Origin of the sequence: Collinsella aerofaciens (assembly GCF_001404695.1) — a bacterium.
GTDB lineage: Bacteria > Actinomycetota > Coriobacteriia > Coriobacteriales > Coriobacteriaceae > Collinsella > Collinsella aerofaciens_E.
In genome coordinates this window covers 5,604-28,589 of record NZ_CZAQ01000029.1, presented here as the reverse complement: position 1 = coordinate 28,589, position 22,986 = coordinate 5,604, and the positions used below count along the sequence as shown (strand labels likewise).

The window sequence follows — 22,986 nt, the reverse complement described above, 5'->3', positions numbered from 1 at the left end:
CGGGGGCAGGGACGTTCGGCCGTGCGCGGGCGCCCGGTCGGCGGCCCGTTCTGGGCGCGCCTCAATCGTAGCCCGAGACGGTCCCGGGCTGACAATTTCGACTGTAATGGACGTACTTAAATGACTAGTCGTTTAAGTACGTCCCCAATGACTACTCCGGCAACGCCGATGTTTTGGCAACGCCAGCGAGCGACGTCCAGGGCGAACAAGTTGGCATGAAAAAGGCAAGGCATAGACCTTCTGGTCATGCCTTGCCTTTTGAATGACAAATTGTCGCCCTGGGCGGCGCGCAGCGTCGACTGGTCCGCCGTTCGGTAGAACGGCGGAACCAATTAGTACATCTTTGCGCCGGCGGGGATGGAGGCGTCGAGCTGGATCAGGTTGAGGCGCTCCTCACCATCCTCCTCGTGGATGGCACTGATGAGCATGCCGCAGCTGGGGATGCCCATCATCTTGCGCGGAGGCAGGTTGGTGATGGCGAGCAAGGTCTTGCCGACCAGGTCCTCGGGCTCGTAATAAGCGTGAATACCGGAGAGGATGGTGCGGTCGGTACCGGTACCGTCGTCGAGCGTAAAGTTCAGCAGCTTCTTGGACTTCTTGACGGCCTCGCATGCCTTGACCTTCACAGCGCGGAAATCGCTCTTGGAGAAGGTATCAAAGTCGACGAACTCCTCGAACAGCGGCTCAACGGCGATCTTGGAGTAATCGAGCGTGGGCTTAAGCGACTTAACGAACGGGCTCGCGGCGTTGCCGGCCTCTGCAGCCTTGGCGGCAGCGGCACCGGACTGGAAACCCTTCTCGGGCTTCATATGCGGGAACAGCAGGACATCGCGGATAGAAGCCTGGTTAGTAAGCAGCATGACCACGCGGTCGATACCGATGCCAATGCCGCCCGCGGGAGGCATACCGTACTCGAGGGCGCGCACGTAGTCCTCGTCATACTCCATGGCCTCGTCGTCGCCGCCGGCCTTCTCGGCCATCTGGGCAGCAAAGCGCTCAGCCTGGTCGACCGGGTCGTTGAGCTCGGAGAATGCGTTGGCGTACTCGTGGCCGGCGATGACCAGCTCAAAGCGGTGAGTCAAACGCGGGTCGTCCTCAAAACGCTTAGCGAGCGGGCTGACCTCGATGGGATAATCGCACACGAAGGTCGGGTTGACGATGGTATCCTCGCCCAGCTCATCGTAAATCTCGGCGATAATCTTGCCGGCGGTCCACTCGGGCTTAATCTCCAGGCCCTTCTCGCGCGCGGCGGCAGCAAGCTCCTCGACCGGCGTGTCGATGGTGACCTGCTTGCCGAGCACGTCGGAGACGATGTCGGTCATGGGACGGCTGGCCCACTCACCAGAAAGGTCGATGGTCTGGCCCTGGTACTCGATGACCTCGGGGTTGCCGATGGCCTTGTTAGCTGCCTTAATGACACCCTGGGCGAGCGCCTTCATGCCCTCGAGGTCGGAGAAGGCACGGTAGGCCTCCATCGTGGTGAACTCGGGGTTGTGGGTAAGGTCCATGCCCTCGTTACGGAAGATGCGGCCGATCTCGAACACGCGCTCAAAACCACCGACGATGCAGCGCTTGAGGTGGAGCTCGGTGGCAATACGCAGGTAGCACTCCTGATCGAGCGCGTTGAAGTGGGTAATGAACGGCTTGGCAGTAGCGCCGCCCTGGATGGTCTGCAGGATGGGGGTCTCGACCTCCATGTAGCCGTCGGACTCCATAAAGCGACGGAAGGTGGAGAGAATCTGTGAACGCTTACGGAAGGTCTCGCGAACGTCGTCATTGGCGATCAGGTCGACATAGCGCTGGCGATAGCGGGTCTCCTTGTCGGAAAGACCGTGGAACTTCTCGGGCAGCGGACGAACGGCCTTTGAAAGCAGGGTCGCGCTCTTAGGGGCAACGGAAAGCTGGCCGCGCTGGGTGCGCACGACCACGCCGGTCACGCCCAGGATGTCGCCCAGGTCGAGGGCCTTGAGCGTATTCCAGGCGACCTCGTCCATGTCGTTGATGCGGCAGAACAGCTGAATCTCGGCAGTCGCATCGCGCACGACGATGAACATGATCTTGCCCTGACCGCGCTTGGCGACCACGCGGCCGGCGATCTTCACGACGTCCTCGGTGTCCTCGCCATCGGCAAGCTCGGCGTACTTAGCCTCGATATCGGCGACGTAGTCCTCAAGCTCAGAGTGCTCGGGATAGGGGTTCTGGCCCGCCTCGAACAGGGCGGCGCGCTTGGCCAGGCGGGTGGCGCGCTCGTCGTTGAGCGTCGATGCCTGATCTGCGGCGTTCTGGTTCTCTGCCATAAGTTAGCTCCTCAAACTAAAACGCTCCCCAGGATTCGGTCCCAGGGAGCGAAAACATACCTTTACGCGGGACCGTGGTCTAGCGTGCGATCTTGGCGATGGTGTAGACGCGAGTCTTGCCGGAAGGCGTAACGACCTCGACGGAGTCGCCCTCGCCGTGACCGATGATGGCATGGCCGACCGGAGACTCGTTGGAGATCTTGTGCTCGAGCGAGTTGGTCTCGGTGGTACCGACGAGCGTGACTTCCATGACCTCACCGTTGGGATCAATCAGCGAAACGGTGGAACCGATGGAGACGGTCAGGTCGCCTGTGGTGGCAGCAACTTGAGCGTTGGCGAGGATGGCCTGGATCTCGGCAATACGAGCGGCGTTCTGGGCCTGCTTGTCCTTAGCGGCGTCGTACTCGGAGTTCTCCGAAAGGTCGCCGAACGCGCGGGCTTCCTTGATGTCCTCGACGATCTCCTTGGCGTAATCGCCCTCACGCCAAGCGAGCTCCTCGACGAGCTTCTGGCGGCCCTCAGCGGTCAGTACGATCTGGCTTGCGTCCATACGGATATCTCCCCAACTCTGATCAAACAATCAACTGTCAACAAAACGAAAAAGACCGGCTAGCCTGCGGGCAAGCCGGTCAGGTGCTCACCCCAAAGGGATGGGACTACTCTGCGTCCGCGTCGCTGTCCTCTGCCTGCTTCTTCTTGGCAGCAGCGAGCTTGGCCTCGAGCTCAGCGATCTCCTTGTCCTCCTCGGACTGCTCGACCACGACCTCCTCGGCCTGCTTGGTCTCGGCCTTATCGTCGCCCTCCATACCCTCGCGGATATTCTTGACGGTAGAGCCGAGGGACTTGCCGAGCTTCGGCAGGTTCTTGGGCCCGAAGATAATCAGGACAACGACGAGAATAATGATGAGCTCAGGAGCCCTCAGTCCAAACATGTAGACCTCCACAATACAGCGAGACAAGCTCGAATGAGTATACCGCGGGTATCGCGGTATCACAACACTAGCTAAAAAAAGGGACCGCAAGAAGCGGTCCCTCCTCATGCTCTGGTCGGGTTGACTGGATTTGAACCAGCGACCCCTGCGTCCCGAACGCAGTGCTCTACCAAACTGAGCCACAACCCGTTAGCTCGACTATAGTAACAAAGATTTTCGCCGCGTGCTAGAGAAATTTTTATTTCTTTGGCGTGTCGATTTGGACCGTGTTGGGAATAAGCTCAGTCGCGCAGGCCCACCAGCCATTTTGCTGGGCAGCATCGGCAAGCCTTTCGGCCGTGGCAGCGGTGTCGCAAATGGCAAACGAGCAGGCACCCGATCCGCACACATCTACAGCAACGGTGCCGTCCTGTTTACGCAGCCAATCGAGAACCGTTTGAATCTGCGGCTCCATCTGTGCGGAAATGACACCCAGGTTGTTATGGATGAGCGCATATGCCGTCTCGGCATCACCGGCACGCAAGGCAGAAGCCATCGCGCCGGGCTTGTCCGCAGGCACCGGGGCCTCGTCAAAACGTCGATAGGCTTCAATTGTTGAAACGCTTGCCTTCCGCGGCTTAACCAGCACGACGGGTGTCGCGGGTAGTGCGGGATACTCGGTTGCCAGCACGTCTCCCCCACCCACGTAAAACGCAGGGCTCGCGTGCAAAAAGAACGGGACGTCGGCACCAATGCCCCGCGCAATGTCATCGAGCGCTGGGTCGGTGCGATCAATGCCCCAGAGCTTCGCCAAGGCGACAATGACCGCGGCAGCATCCGTCGAGGGGCCGCCCAAGCCGGCGCACAATGGAATGCGCTTCTCAATCGTCACGCAGATGTTTGCCTCGCGACCATAATGCTCGGCCATAGCAACCGCAGCCCGATACGCCGTGTTCTTTTGCATGGGAAAATCTGATGCCGGAACCGTCTGGACGGTCAGCGCCTGCGCCGGCGTGACCGTCACGGTATCGGAAAGACCGACGGCTGCCATCAGGGAATCGACCCTGTGGTAGCCGCGGTCATCGCGCTCGGTATGAACCCCCAGGTAGAGGTTGATCTTTGCCGGCGCGGAAAGAGTCAGGGACCGATCGGTCACCGTTAATGCTCCTCGAGCTGATTGCCAAGCGGGGTAAAGATATGCTCGCCGCTCTCGGGGTCGAACAGCTCGACCTGGCCGGTGAGGACATCGATGTACTGGTAGGACTGACGTGACTTGCGGCCGCGACGCTCGTCAACCTCGACGATAAAGACGGCGGGGTGGACGCTCTTGATGGTGCCCATGCGCTCGACGACGCGGGTGCGGCCCATGTTGGCCTTAACCTTGACGCGATCGCCCACCATATCGGTCAGCTTCTCGTGGATGTCGTCGACGTGATTGACTTCCATCTCTTCCATGAACAGGGCCTCCAGAAGGTGCAATTCAAAAAGGGGATAATACCCCTAAGATAGACAAAACTCTAATACTATAGCACCCTGCTGCCGCCATACGCAAGTAGTTAAATAAGCCCCGTCCCAAATTCGTACCAGACGACAACCTCGCATGACTAGTTCACGTCAGCGAACGACCACCATTCGAGCCAAGGTGTCGCGAAAGAGGAGCGACGCGTACTTTTGTACGCGAGCGACGGTTTGAGCGACAGATTGGCCGAATGGTGGCCGTGCAGCGTCGAGTAGTTACGCGGTTTGGTAATACCGCGTAACCTAAAGGTTGTCGGTGTCCAAGACGATGGTGAATGGGCCGTCGTTGACCAAGTCGACTTTCATATCGGCGCCAAAAATGCCGTGCACCACATGCTCAACGTCCTCGTGCACAAGCGTCAGGAAGTACTCGTAGAGCTCGTTGGCAACATCGGGTGCGCCGGCATCCGTAAACGATGGGCGGCGACCGTGGCGGCAGTCGGCGAACAGCGTGAACTGCGACACCACGAGCACCTCGCCGTCGACATCGGCAAGTGCCAGATTGGTCTTGCCGTTCTCGTCCTCGTTGATACGCAGCCCGCGGAGCTTGCCCCACAGCTTGTCGGCCTCGGCACGCGTATCGCCATGGCCCACACCCAGCAGCACCAGGTAGCCGCGTCCAATGCGGCCCACGCACTCGCCGTCGACCGTCACGCCGGCGTTGAGCACGCGCTGCACCACCGCACGCATGGCCTACTCCTCGCCCGTCAGCTTGGCGGACAGATGCTCGAGCGCGTGGAAACGATGGCTGATGGCGTTCTTCTCGTCAGCCGTCAGCTCGGCCATGGTCTTGCCCGGCGTGTCGACCGGCAGGAACAGCGGGTCATAGCCAAAACCATGGTCGCCGCGGCCCTCGTGCGCGATAACGCCCTCGCAGGCGCCCTCGCCATAGGTAACCAGACCGTCCGTGTCGATGAGCGCGACGACGCTCATAAAGCGCGCGGTACGATCCTCATCTGCCACGCCATCCAGATTCACGAGCAGCTTGGCATTGTTGGCGGTATCGTCGCCGTGAACGCCCGCGTAGCGCGCGCTATACACACCGGGCTCACCGTCCAGCGCGTCGACGACCAAGCCCGAATCGTCGGCAATGGCCATGAGCCCCGTCTCTTCGACGGCAGCCTGCGCCTTGATGATGGCGTTCTCCAAAAACGTCGTGCCGTTTTCCTCGGGGTCCTCAAAATCGCCCAGCTGGCCGAGCGCCACAAAGCGCACCTCGGGCATGCCCTTGCCCAAAATGGCCTCGATCTCGGTGAGCTTATGAGCGTTTCCGGTTGCCACGACGATGGTCGCCGCCGGGTCGAGGGTGTCGATGTCGATCTTCTCAAGTGCCATAACTGGCCTCCTTGTCTCTATAGCAAGCCGCGTGAGGGGCGTTTGGGCACTTGACCTCTCCCCTCTCAGGCGATCGGACCTTTCAACGCAGCATTTCAGCAGATAAAACCTACCAAAATAAACCTGTCCCTTTTTGGCAGGTTAGGCGATGGCTTGGCGCTGAAGCTCGATGAGCTCGGCGATACCCTTGTCGCCCAGGTCGAGCAGGGCGTTGAGGCGTTTGCGGTCAAAGGGCGCCTGCTCGCCGGTGCCCTGGAGCTCGATCATCTCGCCGGTGTCGGTGGCGACGAGGTTCATGTCGACCTCGGCATGGCTGTCCTCGGAATAATCGAGGTCAAGCAGCGTATTGCCGTCGGCAACGCCCATGGAGATGGCAGCCACCTGGCCGATAAGCGGGATGCGCTCGATCTTGCCCGCCTCGACCCACATGGCGAGGGCGTCGCGCAGCGCCACCCAGGCGCCGGTGATGCTCGCTGTACGCGTGCCGCCATCGGCCTGAATCACGTCGCAGTCGACGGTAACGGTGTACTCGCCGAGTGCCTTCATATTGACGACGGTACGCAGGCTGCGACCGATGAGGCGCTCGATCTCCATGGAGCGGCCCTTGCGGTTGGCGTGCTCGCGCTTGCAGCGCTTGCCGGTCGACGCCGGCAGCATGGCGTATTCCGCGGTCACCCAGCCGGCCTTAGCTCCCTTTCGCCAGCCCGGCACGCCCTCCTCGATAGTGGCGGCGCACAGCACGCGCGTGTCACCGAACTCGGCCAAACACGAGCCGTGGGCGTGCTTCATGACGCCACGGGTGAGCTTGACGGGGCGCAGCTCGTTGGCGGCGCGGCCGTTAGCGCGGTTGACCTGCATGTACTCCATAGAAATATCCTTTCGGCAAAAGATGTGGCGAAAGCTTTGGCGGCTGCCTTACATCTATTGCAGCTCATCGATATCGATGTGTTCGATGCTCTTGAGCGGCTGACCAAAGATAAAGCTGCCCGCCACCGCAAACTCGGCAATGTTATCGGCCGTCGTGGCAAAACGATGCTGCGGCTCGGCGGCGTCGCCCGCCAGCTGCTCGCGGCGCGTGAGGATATCGGTCAGCTCGCGTGTGGTCTCCTCGGCGGAACTCACGACGCGCACCCCAGGCCCCAGCGCATGGCGGATAGGTCCCACCAACAGCGGAAAATGCGTACAGCCGAGCACCACGGTATCGATACCGTGGTCGCGCAGCGGCTCAACCGTGGCACCCACCAGCGCACGCACGGCAGGCGTATCGAAGATGTCCTCGTTCTCAAGCCACTGTTCCTGCAGATGTGCACCCGAGGCGAGCTCGTGTTCGACAACCTCGACAAAGCTCGAGGCAGGACAGCCGTATACATCGACGCCGGCATCTAGATCCTGAATGGCGCGCGTGTAGGCGCCCGAGCGAATGGTGAGGTTGGTGGCGAGCACGCCCACGCGACGCGAACGGGTGCTGTTGATTGCCGCACGGGCACCCGGCGCGATCACGCCGATCACGGGAACGTCGAGCACCTGCTGGGCCAGACGTAAGGCCGCAGCTGTCGCCGTGTTGCAGGCGATGACCATAATCTTGACGTCGTGCTTCGACAGCCAACGGCCCGCCTGCAACGCAAACGAGCGCACCTCATCCTCGGTGCGCGTGCCGTAGGGGCAGCGTTTGGTGTCGCCGAAGTAGTAGACGGACTCGTGCGGCAGCGCCGTCGCGATGGCGCGCGCAACCGTCAGACCGCCCAGGCCAGAATCGAACACACCGATCGGGCGCGTGTCGCCTGCCGGATTCTCGATATCGGACATTACCTCACCAGTCTCTCTCGAAAAGACATATCCAAGTGCGGCGACGCCGCGCTACGAACGCGCCGCGACCAGCAGCTCTGCCGTCGCCGCCCAACCGTCGACAATTTTGCCGCGCGTAACGAAAGCGTTCTCGCAAGCAGCCAGGAACTCGGGCGCGCCGGCGCTCGTCAGGCCATTCTCGACCAGACAGAACGTGCCCACGTGATCGGCCATGTAGAAGTCGGACTCGGAGTCGCCGAGCGCGAGCGTCTCCTCGCGCTCGATCCCCAGGTGCTCGCAGAAGCGCGCAATGGCGACGCCTTTGTTGAGACCCGCGGGGTTGATGTTGAACGCGCGACCGTCCTCGACGCGATCGAGCTCGAGCGTCGTCGGCTTGGACAGATGCGTCAGGTGACCGTTACAGGCCCACACCAGGCCGCAGCCGGCCTCGTCGAGGATGGCCTGGACCTCATCGTCGGGCACATCGCCGCGCATGCCGACGGTGACCTCGCGGTACTTGTAGCCGGTCGACATGTCGTTGTGATACTCGATCTTGTGCGGCCAGCGGGCGAGGATCTTCTCGCACACGCCGGTCTGCTCGATCACCTGGTGCGGCGTGAGACCGCAAGAGGGGTCGTAGGGCATATCGCCGGTCAGATACTCCCAATCGTTGGCCTTGAGGTCGTACATGACCAGGCCACCCATCTCGCCGATGTAGGAATTGAGGCCGAGCACGCGCGCGTCCTCGTGGATCATGGTACGGTTGCGGCCCGAGGTGGGAACCACCTGAATACCAGCGCGGGCAAGTGCCACGACGGCCTCGACGAGTTTGGTCGAGGGGTTGCCGTCGTTGTCGCGCAGCACGCACGAGCCGGGTGCGAGCATCGTGGCATCCAGGTCGGTAAAGACGTACTTGACCTTGGCCAAGCGCTCGCGCATCTCGCCCGAAAGCTCGGCGACGGTCGGCAGGGTGTTGTGGGACATGGTTACTCCGTTTACGTAGAAGGGTTTGGGCTTAGACGGCATGTTTTGATTGAGGGAACACGTTTATGGCGACAGCGCACTCAGGGCGCCTTCGCCATCATGGTTCATTAGTCAAACTGGGTAACATCGATCAGGCGATTGGCCAACGAAAGGTCGCTCTCGATGGGCACGAACTCGTCACCCACGTGCATGAGCTCCTCGTCACCCTTTGCCAGCAGCAAGACAATGGTGGGAGCATTGGGGTTGACGTACTCCTCGCGCGCCGCCTTGAACGCCGCGTGCACAGCGGCTTCGCGATCGAGGATGATCTTGTTCGGCGTATCGTCGGGAACGTGTTCGGCAAGCTCGCGACAGACCTTCATCGGGTCCTCGTGAGCCGGGTCCTCGTTGGCAAAAATCATCAGGTCGGAATATGGTGCGGCCTCGCGCGGAAGCTGCTCGCGGCGCTCCTGCGCCTTGCCGCCGGCAGCGCCAAACACTGCAATGACTGGACTAGTGGGAAACGCGCGCTTGACCGACGAGAAAAGCGAACGGAACGAAAGCTGGTTGTGCGCATAGTCAACGACGCAGATCACGCGGCCATCCTTCGACTCCACAACCTCCATGCGACCAGGCACGCGCAATTTGGAGAGGCCCTTCTTGATAGCCTCGATACCGATGCCGATCTCGTGCGCAGCGGCGATAGCGACCAGCGCGTTTTCCACGTTAAAGTCGCCCGCGATACCCAGCAGGACCTTCTCCCCCGCCTCGGACTCGTCGGCACACAGGCCATGCAGGTTAAACTCGATGTTAAAGCCGACCATGCGGACATCGCTTGCCCACAGGCTTGCCTCGGGATGCTCGACGCCAACGGTCACCAAGCGCTCGGCCGTCGACGCTGCCTCCAGCACACGGTCAACCTCTTCGGTGCCCAGGTTCACCACGGCGGTCTTTGCCTGGTCAAAGATCCTGAGCTTGCTCTCAAAATAATCCTCAAACGTGGGGTGTTCGATCGGCGAGATGTGGTCACGCCCGATGTTGAGGAAGCACGCCACGTCAAACGGCAGATTCTCGACGCGTTGGTACTTGAGCGCCTGGCTCGAGACCTCCATGACCATGGACTGGCGACCGGACTCACGGCAGTTGGCGATATGGCGCCAGACCTCGGGGGCCTCTGGCGTGGTATTAGTGCTCTCGTAGCACTCGATGCCATCGTCGGTACTCACCGAGCCGATCATGCCGCAGGACTCGCCCGCCGCTTTGATAATCGACTGGAGCATAAAAGCGGCCGTGGTCTTTCCCTTGGTACCGGTGATGCCCACGATCTTGACGTCGTGGTCGGGACGGTCGTAGACCTCCGGCGGCAACAGGGCCATGGCCGTGCGGACGCTGTCCACGACCAGCATCGCCGCGCCGTTCTCCTTCGCCAGCGGCTCCAGAGACTCGACCAGCGACTCCTCGCACACAAATGCGACGGCGCCCGCATCGAGCGCCATACTCAAAAACGCGGGCTTAAAGGCAGCGCCTTTGCAAAAGAACACGTCACCTGCCGAGACCGCGCGCGAATCAAACGAGCAGCCGGTCACGGCACGCTCGTCAACCTGCTCTGATGCGCGCAGCTCGCCGCACACATCGAGAAGCTTGGCAAGCGTATCGACCGTGGTCACGGTCGCGGAATCCGAATGGTGCATCTTTCGCCTTTCTCAGCCATTTGGCAGGGACGGTTTTTATAGTAACTGAAACGCACCCACGCAAAAACGGCTCCCGGAGGAGCCGTTACGCGCAGGCGTTCGTAAGCCGAGGCTAGGCAGCCTGAACAGCGGGCTGGTCCTCGTCGATAAAGAAGCGCTTGTACCACACCAGGAACACGAGCGGCGTATAGATCTTGCGCTGGAAATCGCCCTTGCCCGCAAAGTGCAGATCGAGCAGGTGCATGAGCTCGTCGGTATCGAAGAACTCGCTTGCCCACGGCGCGGTGAAGTACTCCTTGACATAGTCGTACCACTTTTGCTCGCGCAGCCAGTAGACAATCGGCACCGGGAAGCCCACCTTGGGACGGGTGGCCCACTCATCGGGCAGCGACTTGTTGGCAGCGTGGCGGAGTACCTGTTTGTTGCCGTTCTCGTTGATGCGGTAGCGGTCGGGAATATGCTCGGCGAACTCCATGACTTTGCGGTCCAGGAAGGGCACGCGCAGCTCCAGCGAGTGCGCCATGCACATCTTGTCGGCCTTGAGCAGAATGTCGCCCGGGAGCCACATGTTCATGTCCAGGTACTGCTTCTTGACCAGCTCGGGCTGACCTTTCACGCGCGCATAGATGGGAGCGGCAAGCTCGAAGGCGCCATCGCCGGTGTTGTACTCGGGCTTGAGCACGCCGTCGACCTCGCGCTCCGGCCAAACCAGAGCCTGTCCAAGGAACGACTTCTCAGGGATCTCGGCACCCTTGACCAGGAAGTTATGTCCCTTGAAGTACGGCATATGCAACGCCAGGTTACCGAGCGCGCGACGGATGGGCAGCGGCACCATCTTTTTGTACTTGCGGACCGGAACCGTGTCCTCGTAGTAGGCGTAGCCGCCAAAGAGCTCGTCGGCGCCTTCGCCCGAAAGCACGACGGTGACGTCCTTGCGGGCCATCTCGGCCAAGAACCACAGCGGCACGGAAGACAGGTTGGACTGCGGCTCGTCCATGTGATACTGGATGTCCTCGAGCGCACCGAAGAACTCGTCGGCGGTAATCATCTTGCGGACATTCTCGATGCCGAGCTTGTCAGAAAGTTCCTTGGCGTAGTTAGTCTCGTTGAAGTTCTTGTAGTCAAAGCCCACCGAGAAGGTCTTGTCGGGCATGAGGCAAGCGGCGATGTAGCTGGAGTCGACGCCGCCGGAGAGGAACGACGCGACCTTGACGTCGGCGATGCGATGGGCCTCGACGCTCTCGTGCACGACCTCGTCCAACTCGTCGACGTACTCCTCGAACGGCTTCTCGACGGCAGAGTAATCGCAATCCCAGTAGCGCTCGATGTTCATCTTGCCGGTCGGGATGTCTACGGTAAAGTAATGCGCCGGCGGCAGCTTGTAGACCCCCTCGAAGAAGGTCTCCTCGGTTGCCGAATACTGCAGCGTCATGTACGGACGCAGGGCCTTTTTGTTGACCGCCTTGTGGAAGTGCGGGTAGTCCAGGAAGCTCTTGATCTCGGAACCAAAGAGCACGCCCGGAGCGCCGTCGCCCGCATCGGCCATGGGATAGTAGTAGAGCGGCTTGATGCCAAAGATATCGCGGGCGCCAAAGAGTTTGTTCTTCTTCTTGTCCCAGATGACGAAGGCGTACATGCCGCGCAGGCGATCGAGTACGGCCTCGCCCCACTCCTCGTAGCCGTGCAGGAGGCTCTCGGTGTCGGCGCCGCAGTGGAACTTGTAGCCCTTGGCCTCGAGCTCGGAACGGAGTTCTTGGAAGTTGTAGATCTCGCCGTTGAAGACAATGACGACGCTACCGTCCTCGTTGGCCATGGGTTGGGCGCCAGCCTCGGTCAGGTCGAGGATCGACAGGCGGCGGAAGCCGAGGGCAACGCGGCCGTCGATAAACTGACCGCCCATGTCGGGACCGCGATGGACGATGCGGTCCATCATCTTGGTGAGCACCTCGGATTGGTTATCCGTCCCACCGACAAAACCGACAAAACCGCACATATACTATCCCCTCTGCTGTTGCTGGGCATCAAATCGAATCAGTAGCTTTTGAGTATACCCGAGGGCGTAAAGAGGGGCGGAATGTTCAGGCAATCTCAACTGAATCAGCTCCGCTGTGACACGCGCCAGTTACCTTTAATGGATATGAGGTGAATGAGGCGATTGTTTTGCTATACTCTCTCCGCACGGGCGATTGGCGCAACGGTTAGCGCAGGTGCTTTACACGCACAAGGCTGGGGGTTCGAATCCCTCATCGCCCACCATTGAATTGGAAACGGTCCTCGAAAGGGGACCGTTTTTGTTTGGGCCCATTTCATGGGATTCGAACCCGCAAGGGTGCGGAGCTGAGGAAACGCGAAGCGTTTTCCAGCGCAGCACGCGAGGAGCGAAGCGACGAAGCGGATGCGGGCGGCGGAGCCGCACGCGGACATCCCTCATCGCCCACCACTGATTTGATAGGCCTCCAGCGATGGAGGCCTTTCCTTTTTCATGCCCAGCGCATGGGATTCGAACCCGCCAGCACGTCTGTCACAAAGGCCGTGGTCAAAAAATGGCAAAAATGAGTACTGCTACTTTGTTTGCAACATATAAAAAGACAGTATTTGCTTAAGTTACGCAACATATGTCCATTATAAGGACTAACAGTTAGATCAAAATCGTGTATTCATCGCCATTTCGACTTGATATCTGGCCTTATTAGTCCAAAACTGCTGCTACCAAATCGGTAGCAGTACTCATATTTACTGTTTTTTGGTCAGCAGGTCCCCCTTGCCTTAGCAAATCTAAGGCAAAACGGGCTCCAGACCGCTGAATCATGCCGCATAGGGCACGTCAGCAGTCCGGAACCCGGTCCAAATTGAGTTATTGCACCGCGTTAGCCCAAGACACCCGACAGGATCTCAATCAGACTATCCACGTCGGCTTCCTCGCAGACGAGCGGCGGCAGGAAACGCAGCGTATGGGCACCCGTAGCGTTAATCACGGCACCGGCGGCCAGCGCGCGGGCAACAATATCATGCGCATCGCCCGCAGCATCATCCAAATCACAGCCGAGCATCAAGCCGCGGCCACGCACCTCGGTCACGTGCGGCAGCTTAGCGAGCTTTGCCTCCATATAGGCGCCTACCTTGGCAGCATGGTCGGCATAATCGCCGCGCACGAGCGCGGAGAGCGTCGCGGCACACGCCGTGATGGCCAGGCAGCTACCGCCAAAGGTCGAACCATGATCGCCGGGCTTAAAGACGTCGGCGATTTCCTTCTTTGCCACCACGGCACCCATGGGCACGCCGTCGGCAATGCCCTTGGCAAGGCTCATGATGTCGGGCTCCACGCCATAGGTTTGGAACGCAAACGGCTTGCCGGAGCGGAAGATGCCGCACTGGACCTCGTCGGCGATAAGCACGGCGCCCACTTCGTGTGCCAGGTCGCGCGCTGTCGCCATAAACTCCTCGGTCATGGGGTGCACGCCACTCTCACCCTGGATCGGCTCGAGCATCACGGCACAAATTTCGCTCCCCAGCTGCTTAAAGATCGCACGCAGCTCGTCCACATCGTTGGGCGTGCAGGCCACAAAGCCACCCGGCAGCGGGCGGAAGCTGTCCTGCAGCCAATCCTGCATGGTGGCGGCAATGGTCTCGAGCGTACGGCCGTGGAAGCCGCCGCGCATGCACACGATGGTGTTGCCGCCATTACCGGCACGCTTGGCGTACAGGCGCGCGAGCTTCATCGAGCCCTCGTTGGCCTCGGCGCCAGAGTTGGCAAAGAAGGTCTCCCAAACCTGCTCATCCGCAGCCGGGGCACCAAGAGCAGCTGCCGTGGTCTCATCGCCGACGGCAATGGCATCGGCAAGCACGCGCGCACCATCTACGTCGTCGTTAGCAAGCTTGGACAGCAGCGCCGCGACCTGTCCGCGCTGCTCGATGTAGAAGTAATTGGAGACATGCATGAGCTTTTTGGTCTGTGCCTCGAGCGCCGAGAGCACAGCCGGGTCGCCATGACCTAGGCTGCACACGCCGATGCCGGCAAGAAAGTCGAGGTACTCACGGCCATCGTCGCCGGTGAGCTTCATGCCGTGACCCTCGACAAACTCGACCGGAGAGCGGCCAAAGGTATGCATAACGTAATGGGATTCAAGCGATTGCTGAGCTGCAAGTGACATGGGATGCCTTTCGTTGGGCGCCAGACGGCGCGGGGCTATGGGTGCAGGAATGGGGCGGCTGCGGGTCAGCTAGACCGTCTGAAGCTTCTCGACCTCGTCAAGGTTTTCGGTCAGACGCGCAGCAAACGTCGAAAGCGGATGCGGATGCGTATCGAACTCGTAAGCCGTCTCGGTGGAATGGATCACGGTGCCGACGCCGGCATCGGTCAGCAGCTCCAGGAGCAGCGAATGCGGCGTGGTACCGTTAATGATGTGGGCACGAAATACGCCGCCGGTAAGCGCATCGACGGCCGCACGCAGCTTAGGAATCATGCCCTTATCGACCTCGCCGCCGTAGAGCATTTCGTTGACCTCGTCGAGCGTTAGGTTGGAGATAAGCGAGTCCTTGTCGCTAAAGTCCTTGTACAGGCCATCGACGTCGGTCAAAAAGATTGCCTTATGCGCGTGGAGCGCCGCGGCAACGGCACCGGCGGCGGTATCGGCGTTGATGTTGAAGAAACCGCCGTCCTCCCCCGCCGCGACGGTAGCGATGACGGGGATGTACTCGCTATCGAGCAGGCGCTCGATATAGTCGGTGTTGACGTGCGTGACCTTGCCTACGCGGCCGAGCTCTGGGTCGAGTGGCTCGGCGATAAGGGTGCCGGCATCGCTGCCCGACACGCCCACGGCCAGGTTGCCGTGGTGGTTGATGGCAGCAACCAGCTCTTGGTTGACCTTGCCGCCCAGTACCTCGCGCACGATGTCCATGGTGGCAGGCGTAGTCACGCGCTGGCCGTTCTTAAACTCGACGGGAATGTCGTAGTGGCTGAGCGCCTCGTTGATAGCCTTGCCGCCGCCATGCACGATGACGGGGCGCATACCGATGATCTTGAGCAAAACGATGTCGCTCATCACGTCGCGGCGCAGCTGCTCATCAACCATGGCGGCTCCGCCATATTTGATAACAACCGTCTTGCCGGTCAGGTTCTTAATCCACGGCAGTGCTTCGAACAGCAGCTGCGCGGTTGCTTCGTTGGATTCGCTCGAACGACAATCGCGTGCGAATTTCATAATCTGCCTCGTCTTTCGTATCGTTATCGCGCCGTGCTCCGCTGTCCGCAATCGCGGCAAGATGCGCAGCGTGCCTGGAATCTAGGAACGGTAGTCACCGTTAATGGAGATATACTCGTGCGTGAGGTCGCAGGTCCACACGGTCGTTGCCGCGTCGCCTGCGCCCAGGTCGGCCGAGATCACGATCTCGGGCGCCTCGAAACGTCGTAGAGCCTCGTCCTCGTCAAAGGGAACAGTCAGACCATCGCGACAGACGGGCATGCCCATCATGTCGATGGAAACGTCTTCCTGATTAAACTTCACGCCGCACTTGCCAAGCGCCATAGCAACACGGCCCCAGTTGCAGTCGTGGCCGGCGATGCAGGTCTTAACGAGCGGCGAGTTGGCAACGGCACGGGCGGCGATATCGGCCTCCTCGTCGTTCACGGCGCCGGTAACGTTGACCGTAACAAGCTTGGATGCGCCCTCACCATCGGCGGCGATATTGCGCGCCAGGCTCTCGCACACCTCGTGCACGGCAAATGCCAACTCGTCGAAGACATCGGAGCCCTCGACGATAGGCTCGGCATCTGCGGCAGCGGCGCCGGAGGCAAGCATGATGCAGGTGTCGTTGGTCGAGGTGTCGGAATCGACCGTTACCTTGTTAAAGGTCTGCTTGACGGTCGAGAGCAGCAGGGCATGAAGTGCCGCAGGCTCGACGGGGGCATCGGTAGTAATGACCGCGATCATGGTGGCCATATTGGGCATGATCATGCCCGAGCCCTTGCACATTCCGCCTACCGTATAGACATTGCCCGCATGACCCGCAGCCTCGCTGACATAGGACACGGCGTACTCCTTGGAGTGCGTGTCAGTCGTCATGATGGCGCGAGCGGCATCGGCGCCACCGTGGGCGGAGAGCGCCTCGTAGGCAGCAGGAATGGCGGTCTCAAACGTGTCGATCGGCAGAATCTGGCCAATCACGCCCGTGGAGGCAACCAGAATCTGCTGGGGCTCGCAGCCGATGACCTGCGATGCGATGCTGCACGTCTCGCGCGCGCATGCAAGGCCGGTCTCACCCGTGGCGGCGTTGGCATTGCCAGAGTTGACCGAAACGCCGGCGATGATACCGTAACCCTTGTCGGCACCGCCCAGGTTGGCACGGCTCACTTGCACAGGCGCCGCGCAAAAGCGATTGGTAGTAAACACGCCGGCACCGGGACAGGGTTTATCGGGCACGACGAGCGCGTAATCCAGACGCTCGGGGTTCTTGCGGAACCCAGCGTGGATGCCCGCAGCTTTAAAACCAGCCGCAGCCGTAACGCCACCCTCGACGGCGCGAATCTTGATATCAAACAGCTCGGTATTCATCGTCTTTATGACTCCTTATGTCAAACAAAAAACGGACATCGGTTGGTGCGCCATGCCAGTCGTGATCATGAGACCAGCTTAAGAGTGGCGCCCCACTCGATGCCCGACTACCAAATCGTTAACAATCGAATGTGCTACACCGGGCACGCCACTGTGGGCAAGCCTCGTCGCTCGTCAAAGCCAAAGACGATATTGGCGCACTGGACCGCTTGGCCCGCAGCGCCCTTGCACAGATTGTCGATGGCGCCCGTCGCCACCAGCACGCCCGCGCGCTTGTTGAGCGCGAGGCCAATCTGGGCAGCGTTGGTGCCGACGACCGAAGCCGTCTTGGGCTGCTGGCCGGCATCGAGCACGCGCACAAAAGTGCGACCGGCGTAGAACTGCTTGTAATGGTCGACGACATCCTCAAGAGCCAGCGTGTCGAGAGCCTGCGGCGCGAGCGGCAGCGTCACCGTGGAGAGCAGACCGCGCTTGAGCGGTGCCAGGTGCGGGGTAAAGACGACGCGATCGGTCAGGCCAAGGATTTGCTCAATCTCGGGCGTGTGGCGATGCTTGCCCACGCCGTATGCTTCCAAATTCTCGTCAGCGCTGCAAAAATGCGTACGAGCGTTGCAGGACTTGCCGGCACCCGTCACACCGCTGATGGCATCGACAATCACGGGGCCGTTCTCGGCCACCCAGCCCGCGCGCACGGCGGGCGCGGCGGCAAGGCTCGTTGCGGTGGGATAGCAACCGGCGCAGGCGACCAGCACGGGTTTGCCGTCGGCATGGTCGGATGCGGCGGTCTCCAAGTCCTGGCAGAACAGCTCGGGCAGACCGAAGGCACGGGTCTTGAGCAGCTCGGGGCTCGTATGCTCGGCGGCATACCAAGCCTCAAAAACGGACGCGTCGTTCAGACGGTAGTCGGCCGAAAGATCAAAGCAGGAGACGCCCGATGCAAGCAGCGCGGGCACCTGTGCCATGGCAGCCGTGTGCGGCACGGCCAAAAAGACCGCGTCGCAGTTCTTGAGCTCGGGGGCATCATGCGTCGTAAAGACAAGATCGCTTACGCCGGTGAAGCTCGGGTACACCGCAGACAACGGCTGGCCGGCATCGGCGTTGGACGTAATGGCGGCAAGTTCAAACTCGGGATGACCGAGGACGAGGCGAATGAGCTCGGCTCCGGCATATCCAGCCGCGCCGACGATTCCAACCTTCAAAGACATATCAGACTCCTTGTCTGCGATTTATGCACCGATGCGCATTTCGCAGCGGTCGTTATGAAGTGAGTTGAAACTTTAGCACCAAAAGATGCATTAACACGTAAATGGCTTGCATATTCATGCATTGAAACATTCCCGACACATTCGCTTGAAGGAATTGACAAATGGAGCGGGCCCCGTATTGACCGACGCTCCTAACGGCGCCGGGCAATACGGGGCCCGCCCATGCGAAAACCAAGTTGTTAGGATGAGCCAGCTGGCTAGAGCTCGACCGGCACCCATTCGTCGTGATTGCAGATAAAAGCCTCGGGATCCTCGACGCTAAAGAAGACGAGCGTGGGGTCGTTAGGCCCCTCATAGTGCTCGCCCAGGTGCTCTAGATGCTTCCACCCGGCTTCGCGCATTTCGCCTAAAGCCCGGTCATCCAAGCCGGCACGCCCGCGCAAGATGAGCCAGCCATGGCCCGGCCACCAACTCGTGGCCTCAAAGCGCTGGTTTTGCAGCAGCTCTTGCCACACATCTTTGGTGCGCGCTGTTACAAACCACAGCTTGCCATCCTGGATCTGCGCAAACGAAAACGGACGCACATGAGGCTGTCCGTCAACGCTCGTCGCCAAATACCATGCCGGCACCGACGTCAGATACTCCAACACCGTATTCAATCCGTCCATGTGTCCTCCTGGCGCTAGCTAATTCGGAACGGGTAGTTAATTTGAGACGCTCTAGAGCTCCAGGCGCTCCTCGCTACCGTCGATATCACAGAAGCGCGCGGCAATGTTGCGGACCGAAAAGAAAGCAAGGCGGCCGTCGTTGGCACTCTCGTGTTCCTCGCCAATGCCCACCATGTGCTTAAAACCCGCTTGACGCACCTTGTCGCTCGCAACCGCGTCGTCCTCAAGTGCGGCCTCGCCGGTCAACACGATCCAACATTCCCCCGGCTTCCAGCCCGATACCTCAAACTTGGGATTCGCGCTCAACTCCGCCCACACATCCTTGTCGCGCGACGTGCAAAACCACAACTTACCGTCATCGACCATGGCAAACGAAAACGGCCTCACGCGAGGCTGATGCCCGTCGGTCACATCGGTCGTGGCCAGATACCACGCCGGAATGCGCCTGAGATACGAACAGGCGCGCTCAAGCTGAGCCGTGCGGTCGTTGTCGGTCATAGGGACCCCTTTCTTGCGCTCGAATCGCGCCTAAACAAGTTGAAGGTTGACGACGATGACACACGCAAACAGCAGCATCGTCACAACCGCAGCCAGCGCATCCCCGCGGCGAAATGCAAGTGCATGCAGACGCGTGCGGCCCTGCTCGCCGTGATAGCAGCGTGCATCCATGGCGGCAGACAACGTCTCGGCATGACGGAACACGCCCGTGAACAGTGGAATCGCCACACTGCCGAGCATACGCACGCCGCCGAGCGGGCCACCCGTTACGCGTGCACCGCGGCTTGCCTGCGCGTCCGCCGTCTGCTTCATCTCGGTGGCAAACTGCGGCATAAAGCGCAACGCGATGCCCATGATCATGCCGAGCTCATGCGCAGGGAGCCCCACGCGCGCAAACGGTGCGAGCAGACGCTCAAAGCCCGCGGTGAGGTCGAGCGTAGGCGTGGTGAGCGTAATGGCGCTCATGCCGGCCATCATCAAGCTCAGGCGGCACGCCATAAAGGCGGCGGAATGCAACGAGCCCTCGCTTATCTGCAAAAAGCCAAGCTGCCACAGAATGCGCCCGCTCTGGTCGGAAAACAGGTTGAGCACTGCGACCACCACGACAATCGCCAGCAATGGTGCCATCGATGATAGGACCCGGCGCAACGGCACCCGGGACACGGTATAGATCAGGACAACGAAGATTGCGACCGGGGCCAGTCCGCGGAAGCTGCTGACCGTGAGCGTCGTGATCAGAAACACAAAGCCCAAGAGCAACTTAGTTCGCGGGTCCAGGCGGTGGATCGCACTATCGCCGGGATAGTAGCTGCCAAACGAAAACGCCTCCATTAGCAGCCCTCCTCTCGCGCGACCGTCTTGGATTTAGCAATGTCCGCGACGTTAGAAGGACCGTCTGAGCGACCGATCAGCAAATCTGCCAGCTCGTCGGCCAGCGACTCAACCGTATAGAGCCCGCCGCAACGCAGCGGCACGCCCGCCTCCGCGAGCGCCAACGCCATGCGCTGAGCAGCAGGTACGCCCAAGCCGATCGACTTGAGCTCATCGGCATGTGCAAACACCTGCGCGGGGGTTCCCTCGGCAAACACCGCACCTTCGTTCATCACGACGATGCGGTCGCAGCAGTTGGCCAGGTCATCCATACTATGCGAAACCATGACAACGGTCAGGCCATCGCGGTGAAGCCGATCGATAAGCTCAAGGAAATCCCTGCGCGCAGCCGGATCGAGCCCCGCCATGGGTTCATCGAGCACCAGGACTTCGGGCTCCATGGCGAGCACACCGGCGAATGCCACGCGCCGTTGCTGACCGCCCGAAAGCTCGAAGGGACTCTTGTCGCCGACCGTGGAAAGGTCGAGGCCCACGCGCGAGAGCGACGACTCGACGCGACGGTCGACTTCATCTTGCGGCAAGCCAAGGTTGTGCGGGCCAAACGCCACGTCCTGCGTCACGGTTTCGGCAAACAGCTGACGCTCGGGATATTGAAACACCACGCCGACCTTGGCCTTAACCGCGGCGGCGTCTTTCTTGTTTGACAGATCGAGTCCCAGCGCGCGAACGAATCCCTCCTGGGGGCGAATCAAACCGTTGAGATGCTGGACCAGCGTCGACTTACCCGAACCGGTATGACCTGCCAAGCCCAGGAACTCGCCGCGACGCACCGTCAGCGATACATCGCGCAGCGCCCACGGGCTGCTGGGGTCGTTTCCCCAGAGAGCCTGTTTGCTCGATTTGCCCGCAGTGACCGAGCGCTTATGCCAGCGGCGGCGCTCGCGGGCACTCAGCGAGTAACTATGCGAGAGGTGCGAAATCTCGATGACGGGCTCCGACACGGCTGTCCCGTCGGTTGCAGAGGAGACGTTGTCGAGCACACGAGAATCGGATGCAGAAGGCCGCCCTGCGGTGTCTTCCCCACTCCGGTCGGCATATACCTGCGCAATCTCGGCGACCATATCCGCCTCGCGCACCTGCACATGAACGGGCACGCCCTTCGCACGAAGCGCCATGCCCAAGCAGCACGACGCCGGCATATCCAGGTTGAGCTCCACGAGCCCATCTGCCCGCGTCAGAATCTCCTCGGGCGTACCGAGCATGGCAACGCGCCCCGCCCGAAACACCGCGACACGATCGGCCTCGGCGGCCTCTTCCATAAAGTGCGTAATCATCACGATGGTCATGCCGCGTTCGTGCAGCACGTGACAGGCCTTCATAAGGCCCTTGCGCCCGCGCGGATCGAGCATCGAGGACGCCTCGTCCAAAATGAGCACGCGCGGTTCCATGGCGAGCACACCGGCAAGCGCCACACGCTGCTTTTGACCGCCCGAAAGCGCATGGGTCTCGTGGCGCTCAAAGCCCACCAGGCCCACGCCCTTCAGCGCCTCGCGTACGCGCTGCGCAATTTGCGCCGATGGCACGCCAAGGTTTTCGGGACCAAACGCAACGTCATCTTCGACGAGCGTTGCCACCAGCTGGTCATCGGGATTCTGGAATACCATGCCCGCGGTCGAACGAATGTCGTAGACCAGCTCGGGGTCGGACGCATCCATGCCGTTGATGCGTACCGTGCCCGCATCGGGCTGCAACAGTGCATTCAGATGCTTGGCAAAGGTCGACTTGCCCGACCCATTGCCACCGAGGATACAGAAAAACTCCCCGTCCTCGATGTTCAGATCGACACCGTCGAGTGCCGGTACGGCACCGTCATAGCTAAAGGAAACGCCCCGACACTCAATCATGCGCGGCCTTTGACCTGGTCCTTTTTAGGCGTGATGAGGTTGGAGACCGCCTTGTACACCGCAAGTGTCAATACCGAGTTGAGCACGGTCTTGATGAGGTTAAACGGCAGCACGGCAGGAATCATAAGCGGGGCGATCACATCAACCGAGCCATACCAGAACCATACGCCAATGGTAAGGTTTGCGACCATAGACAACGCCGTAGCGGCAATAACGCCGAGCACCAGACCAATCACGGCACCCTTATAGGTATGCATCTTCTGGTAGACGATAGCCGCGGGCAGAATATAACCCAGCGTAGCCACCAGGTTCATAAGCGCGCCGACCCAGTCACCCGTGGTGAGCGCATGGATAACGATCGCCATGGCGGCGACGGCAGTGCCGGCACCAGGGCCGTACGCAAACCCGCACACCATCGCCGGCACCAGCGACGGGTCATACGTCAAAAACGGCGCCGAAGGAAGGATAGGCAGCTGCACATACATAAACAGGGCGCCCAAGGCGCACATCAACGCCATGGTAACGAGCTGTTTGGTGCTCCACCTATTCGTGTTCTCAAAATGAATATGCTGCGACTGTTCAGACATAAGATCACCTGCCTCTTTCATCCGGACTCTGACCGTTGGTACTGGGATCTCACCAGTTCGGCCGGCATGCGAACCAACGCACACGCGGGTCGCGGACTCATCGGCTCAAACACAGGCACCTCGCCTGCGCCACGGCACCCCTTTGGCACCGCCCGATTTACCGCCAGTGGGGAATTCCACCCCGCCCTGAAACAGCAATTGCAAGTGTAGCACGAGCAATCGTTCGCGCAAGTATGCCGAGG

Annotated in this window: 21 protein-coding genes, 2 tRNA genes and 1 riboswitch; of the genes, 1 reads left to right on the top strand and 22 read right to left on the bottom strand. The window is 60.7% G+C overall.

Annotation, left to right across the window (positions count from 1 at the left end; genetic code table 11):
• Window positions 1-332: 332 nt before the first annotated feature.
• The 13 genes from lysS to asnB all read right to left on the bottom strand — a co-directional run bounded on the left by lysS (window position 333) and on the right by asnB (window position 12,493).
• A complete protein-coding gene (lysS, locus tag AQ996_RS07665; RefSeq protein WP_055252315.1) occupies window positions 333-2,297 on the bottom strand; it encodes a lysine--tRNA ligase in 1,965 nt (654 codons plus the stop codon).
• A 79-nt stretch (window positions 2,298-2,376) separates the two neighbouring features.
• On the bottom strand, window positions 2,377-2,847 hold the full coding sequence (gene greA / locus AQ996_RS07660; RefSeq protein ID WP_006234960.1) for a transcription elongation factor GreA: 471 nt from the start codon (window positions 2,845-2,847) through the stop codon (window positions 2,377-2,379).
• A gap of 106 nt (window positions 2,848-2,953) precedes the next feature.
• A complete protein-coding gene (gene tatA / locus AQ996_RS07655; RefSeq protein ID WP_022094895.1) occupies window positions 2,954-3,229 on the bottom strand; it encodes a twin-arginine translocase TatA/TatE family subunit in 276 nt (91 codons plus the stop codon).
• Window positions 3,230-3,341: 112 nt separating this feature from the next.
• Window positions 3,342-3,418: transfer RNA gene (locus AQ996_RS07650), tRNA-Pro, on the bottom strand.
• Between the two features lie 49 nt (window positions 3,419-3,467).
• Complete coding sequence (gene ispE, locus AQ996_RS07645; RefSeq protein ID WP_055252314.1) at window positions 3,468-4,364, bottom strand: 4-(cytidine 5'-diphospho)-2-C-methyl-D-erythritol kinase; 897 nt, start codon at window positions 4,362-4,364, stop codon at window positions 3,468-3,470.
• A gap of 2 nt (window positions 4,365-4,366) precedes the next feature.
• Window positions 4,367-4,663, bottom strand: coding sequence for a Veg family protein (locus tag AQ996_RS07640; protein WP_006234957.1), 297 nt, complete (start codon window positions 4,661-4,663; stop codon window positions 4,367-4,369).
• 306 nt (window positions 4,664-4,969) lie between these two features.
• Window positions 4,970-5,416 carry a D-aminoacyl-tRNA deacylase gene (gene dtd, locus AQ996_RS07635; protein ID WP_055252313.1) on the bottom strand — a complete coding sequence of 149 codons (447 nt, stop codon included), beginning with the start codon at window positions 5,414-5,416 and terminating at the stop codon, window positions 4,970-4,972.
• 3 nt (window positions 5,417-5,419) lie between these two features.
• Window positions 5,420-6,061, bottom strand: a complete 642-nt coding sequence (gene rdgB, locus AQ996_RS07630; protein ID WP_055252312.1) for an RdgB/HAM1 family non-canonical purine NTP pyrophosphatase — start codon at window positions 6,059-6,061, stop codon at window positions 5,420-5,422.
• A 141-nt stretch (window positions 6,062-6,202) separates the two neighbouring features.
• Window positions 6,203-6,928 carry a ribonuclease PH gene (rph, locus tag AQ996_RS07625; protein WP_022094899.1) on the bottom strand — a complete coding sequence of 242 codons (726 nt, stop codon included), beginning with the start codon at window positions 6,926-6,928 and terminating at the stop codon, window positions 6,203-6,205.
• Window positions 6,929-6,982: 54 nt separating this feature from the next.
• Entirely contained in the window at window positions 6,983-7,867 is an 885-nt protein-coding gene (gene murI / locus AQ996_RS07620) for a glutamate racemase (RefSeq protein ID WP_055252311.1), read from the bottom strand.
• A gap of 51 nt (window positions 7,868-7,918) precedes the next feature.
• Window positions 7,919-8,830 carry an HAD family hydrolase gene (locus AQ996_RS07615; RefSeq protein WP_055252310.1) on the bottom strand — a complete coding sequence of 304 codons (912 nt, stop codon included), beginning with the start codon at window positions 8,828-8,830 and terminating at the stop codon, window positions 7,919-7,921.
• A gap of 107 nt (window positions 8,831-8,937) precedes the next feature.
• Window positions 8,938-10,500 (bottom strand): Mur ligase family protein, encoded by a 1,563-nt coding sequence (locus AQ996_RS07610; protein WP_055252309.1) that lies wholly within the window; start codon window positions 10,498-10,500, stop codon window positions 8,938-8,940.
• Window positions 10,501-10,612: 112 nt separating this feature from the next.
• Window positions 10,613-12,493, bottom strand: coding sequence for an asparagine synthase (glutamine-hydrolyzing) (gene asnB / locus AQ996_RS07605; RefSeq protein ID WP_055252308.1), 1,881 nt, complete (start codon window positions 12,491-12,493; stop codon window positions 10,613-10,615).
• Between the two features lie 187 nt (window positions 12,494-12,680).
• Between asnB and AQ996_RS07600 the strand changes: the two genes are divergently transcribed.
• A tRNA-Val gene (locus AQ996_RS07600) sits at window positions 12,681-12,756 on the top strand.
• A gap of 611 nt (window positions 12,757-13,367) precedes the next feature.
• Here the strand turns inward: AQ996_RS07600 and AQ996_RS07595 are convergent.
• The 9 genes from AQ996_RS07595 to AQ996_RS07555 form a co-directional block, all read right to left on the bottom strand.
• Window positions 13,368-14,651 (bottom strand): aminotransferase class III-fold pyridoxal phosphate-dependent enzyme, encoded by a 1,284-nt coding sequence (locus tag AQ996_RS07595; RefSeq protein ID WP_055252307.1) that lies wholly within the window; start codon window positions 14,649-14,651, stop codon window positions 13,368-13,370.
• Between the two features lie 69 nt (window positions 14,652-14,720).
• Window positions 14,721-15,701, bottom strand: coding sequence for an acetylglutamate kinase (argB, locus tag AQ996_RS07590; RefSeq protein WP_055252306.1), 981 nt, complete (start codon window positions 15,699-15,701; stop codon window positions 14,721-14,723).
• A gap of 81 nt (window positions 15,702-15,782) precedes the next feature.
• Window positions 15,783-17,051 carry a bifunctional glutamate N-acetyltransferase/amino-acid acetyltransferase ArgJ gene (gene argJ / locus AQ996_RS07585; protein WP_055252305.1) on the bottom strand — a complete coding sequence of 423 codons (1,269 nt, stop codon included), beginning with the start codon at window positions 17,049-17,051 and terminating at the stop codon, window positions 15,783-15,785.
• Window positions 17,052-17,185: 134 nt separating this feature from the next.
• Complete coding sequence (gene argC, locus AQ996_RS07580; protein ID WP_055252304.1) at window positions 17,186-18,256, bottom strand: N-acetyl-gamma-glutamyl-phosphate reductase; 1,071 nt, start codon at window positions 18,254-18,256, stop codon at window positions 17,186-17,188.
• Between the two features lie 257 nt (window positions 18,257-18,513).
• Window positions 18,514-18,924: a pyridoxamine 5'-phosphate oxidase family protein gene (locus tag AQ996_RS07575; RefSeq protein WP_055252303.1), complete on the bottom strand. Its 411-nt coding sequence runs from the start codon at window positions 18,922-18,924 to the stop codon at window positions 18,514-18,516.
• A gap of 51 nt (window positions 18,925-18,975) precedes the next feature.
• Complete coding sequence (locus AQ996_RS07570) at window positions 18,976-19,422, bottom strand: pyridoxamine 5'-phosphate oxidase family protein (protein ID WP_055252302.1); 447 nt, start codon at window positions 19,420-19,422, stop codon at window positions 18,976-18,978.
• A 30-nt stretch (window positions 19,423-19,452) separates the two neighbouring features.
• The gene (locus AQ996_RS07565; protein WP_055252301.1) at window positions 19,453-20,253 is read right to left on the bottom strand and encodes an energy-coupling factor transporter transmembrane component T family protein; all 801 of its coding nucleotides are present in this window, start codon (window positions 20,251-20,253) and stop codon (window positions 19,453-19,455) included.
• A complete protein-coding gene (locus tag AQ996_RS07560) occupies window positions 20,253-22,157 on the bottom strand; it encodes an energy-coupling factor transporter ATPase (RefSeq protein WP_055252300.1) in 1,905 nt (634 codons plus the stop codon). The genes AQ996_RS07565 and AQ996_RS07560 overlap by 1 nt, the downstream gene beginning before the upstream one ends.
• Window positions 22,154-22,744, bottom strand: coding sequence for an ECF transporter S component (locus AQ996_RS07555; RefSeq protein WP_055252299.1), 591 nt, complete (start codon window positions 22,742-22,744; stop codon window positions 22,154-22,156). The genes AQ996_RS07560 and AQ996_RS07555 overlap by 4 nt, the downstream gene beginning before the upstream one ends.
• A 5-nt stretch (window positions 22,745-22,749) precedes the next feature.
• Window positions 22,750-22,942, bottom strand: a riboswitch (FMN riboswitch).
• Window positions 22,943-22,986: the final 44 nt, after the last annotated feature.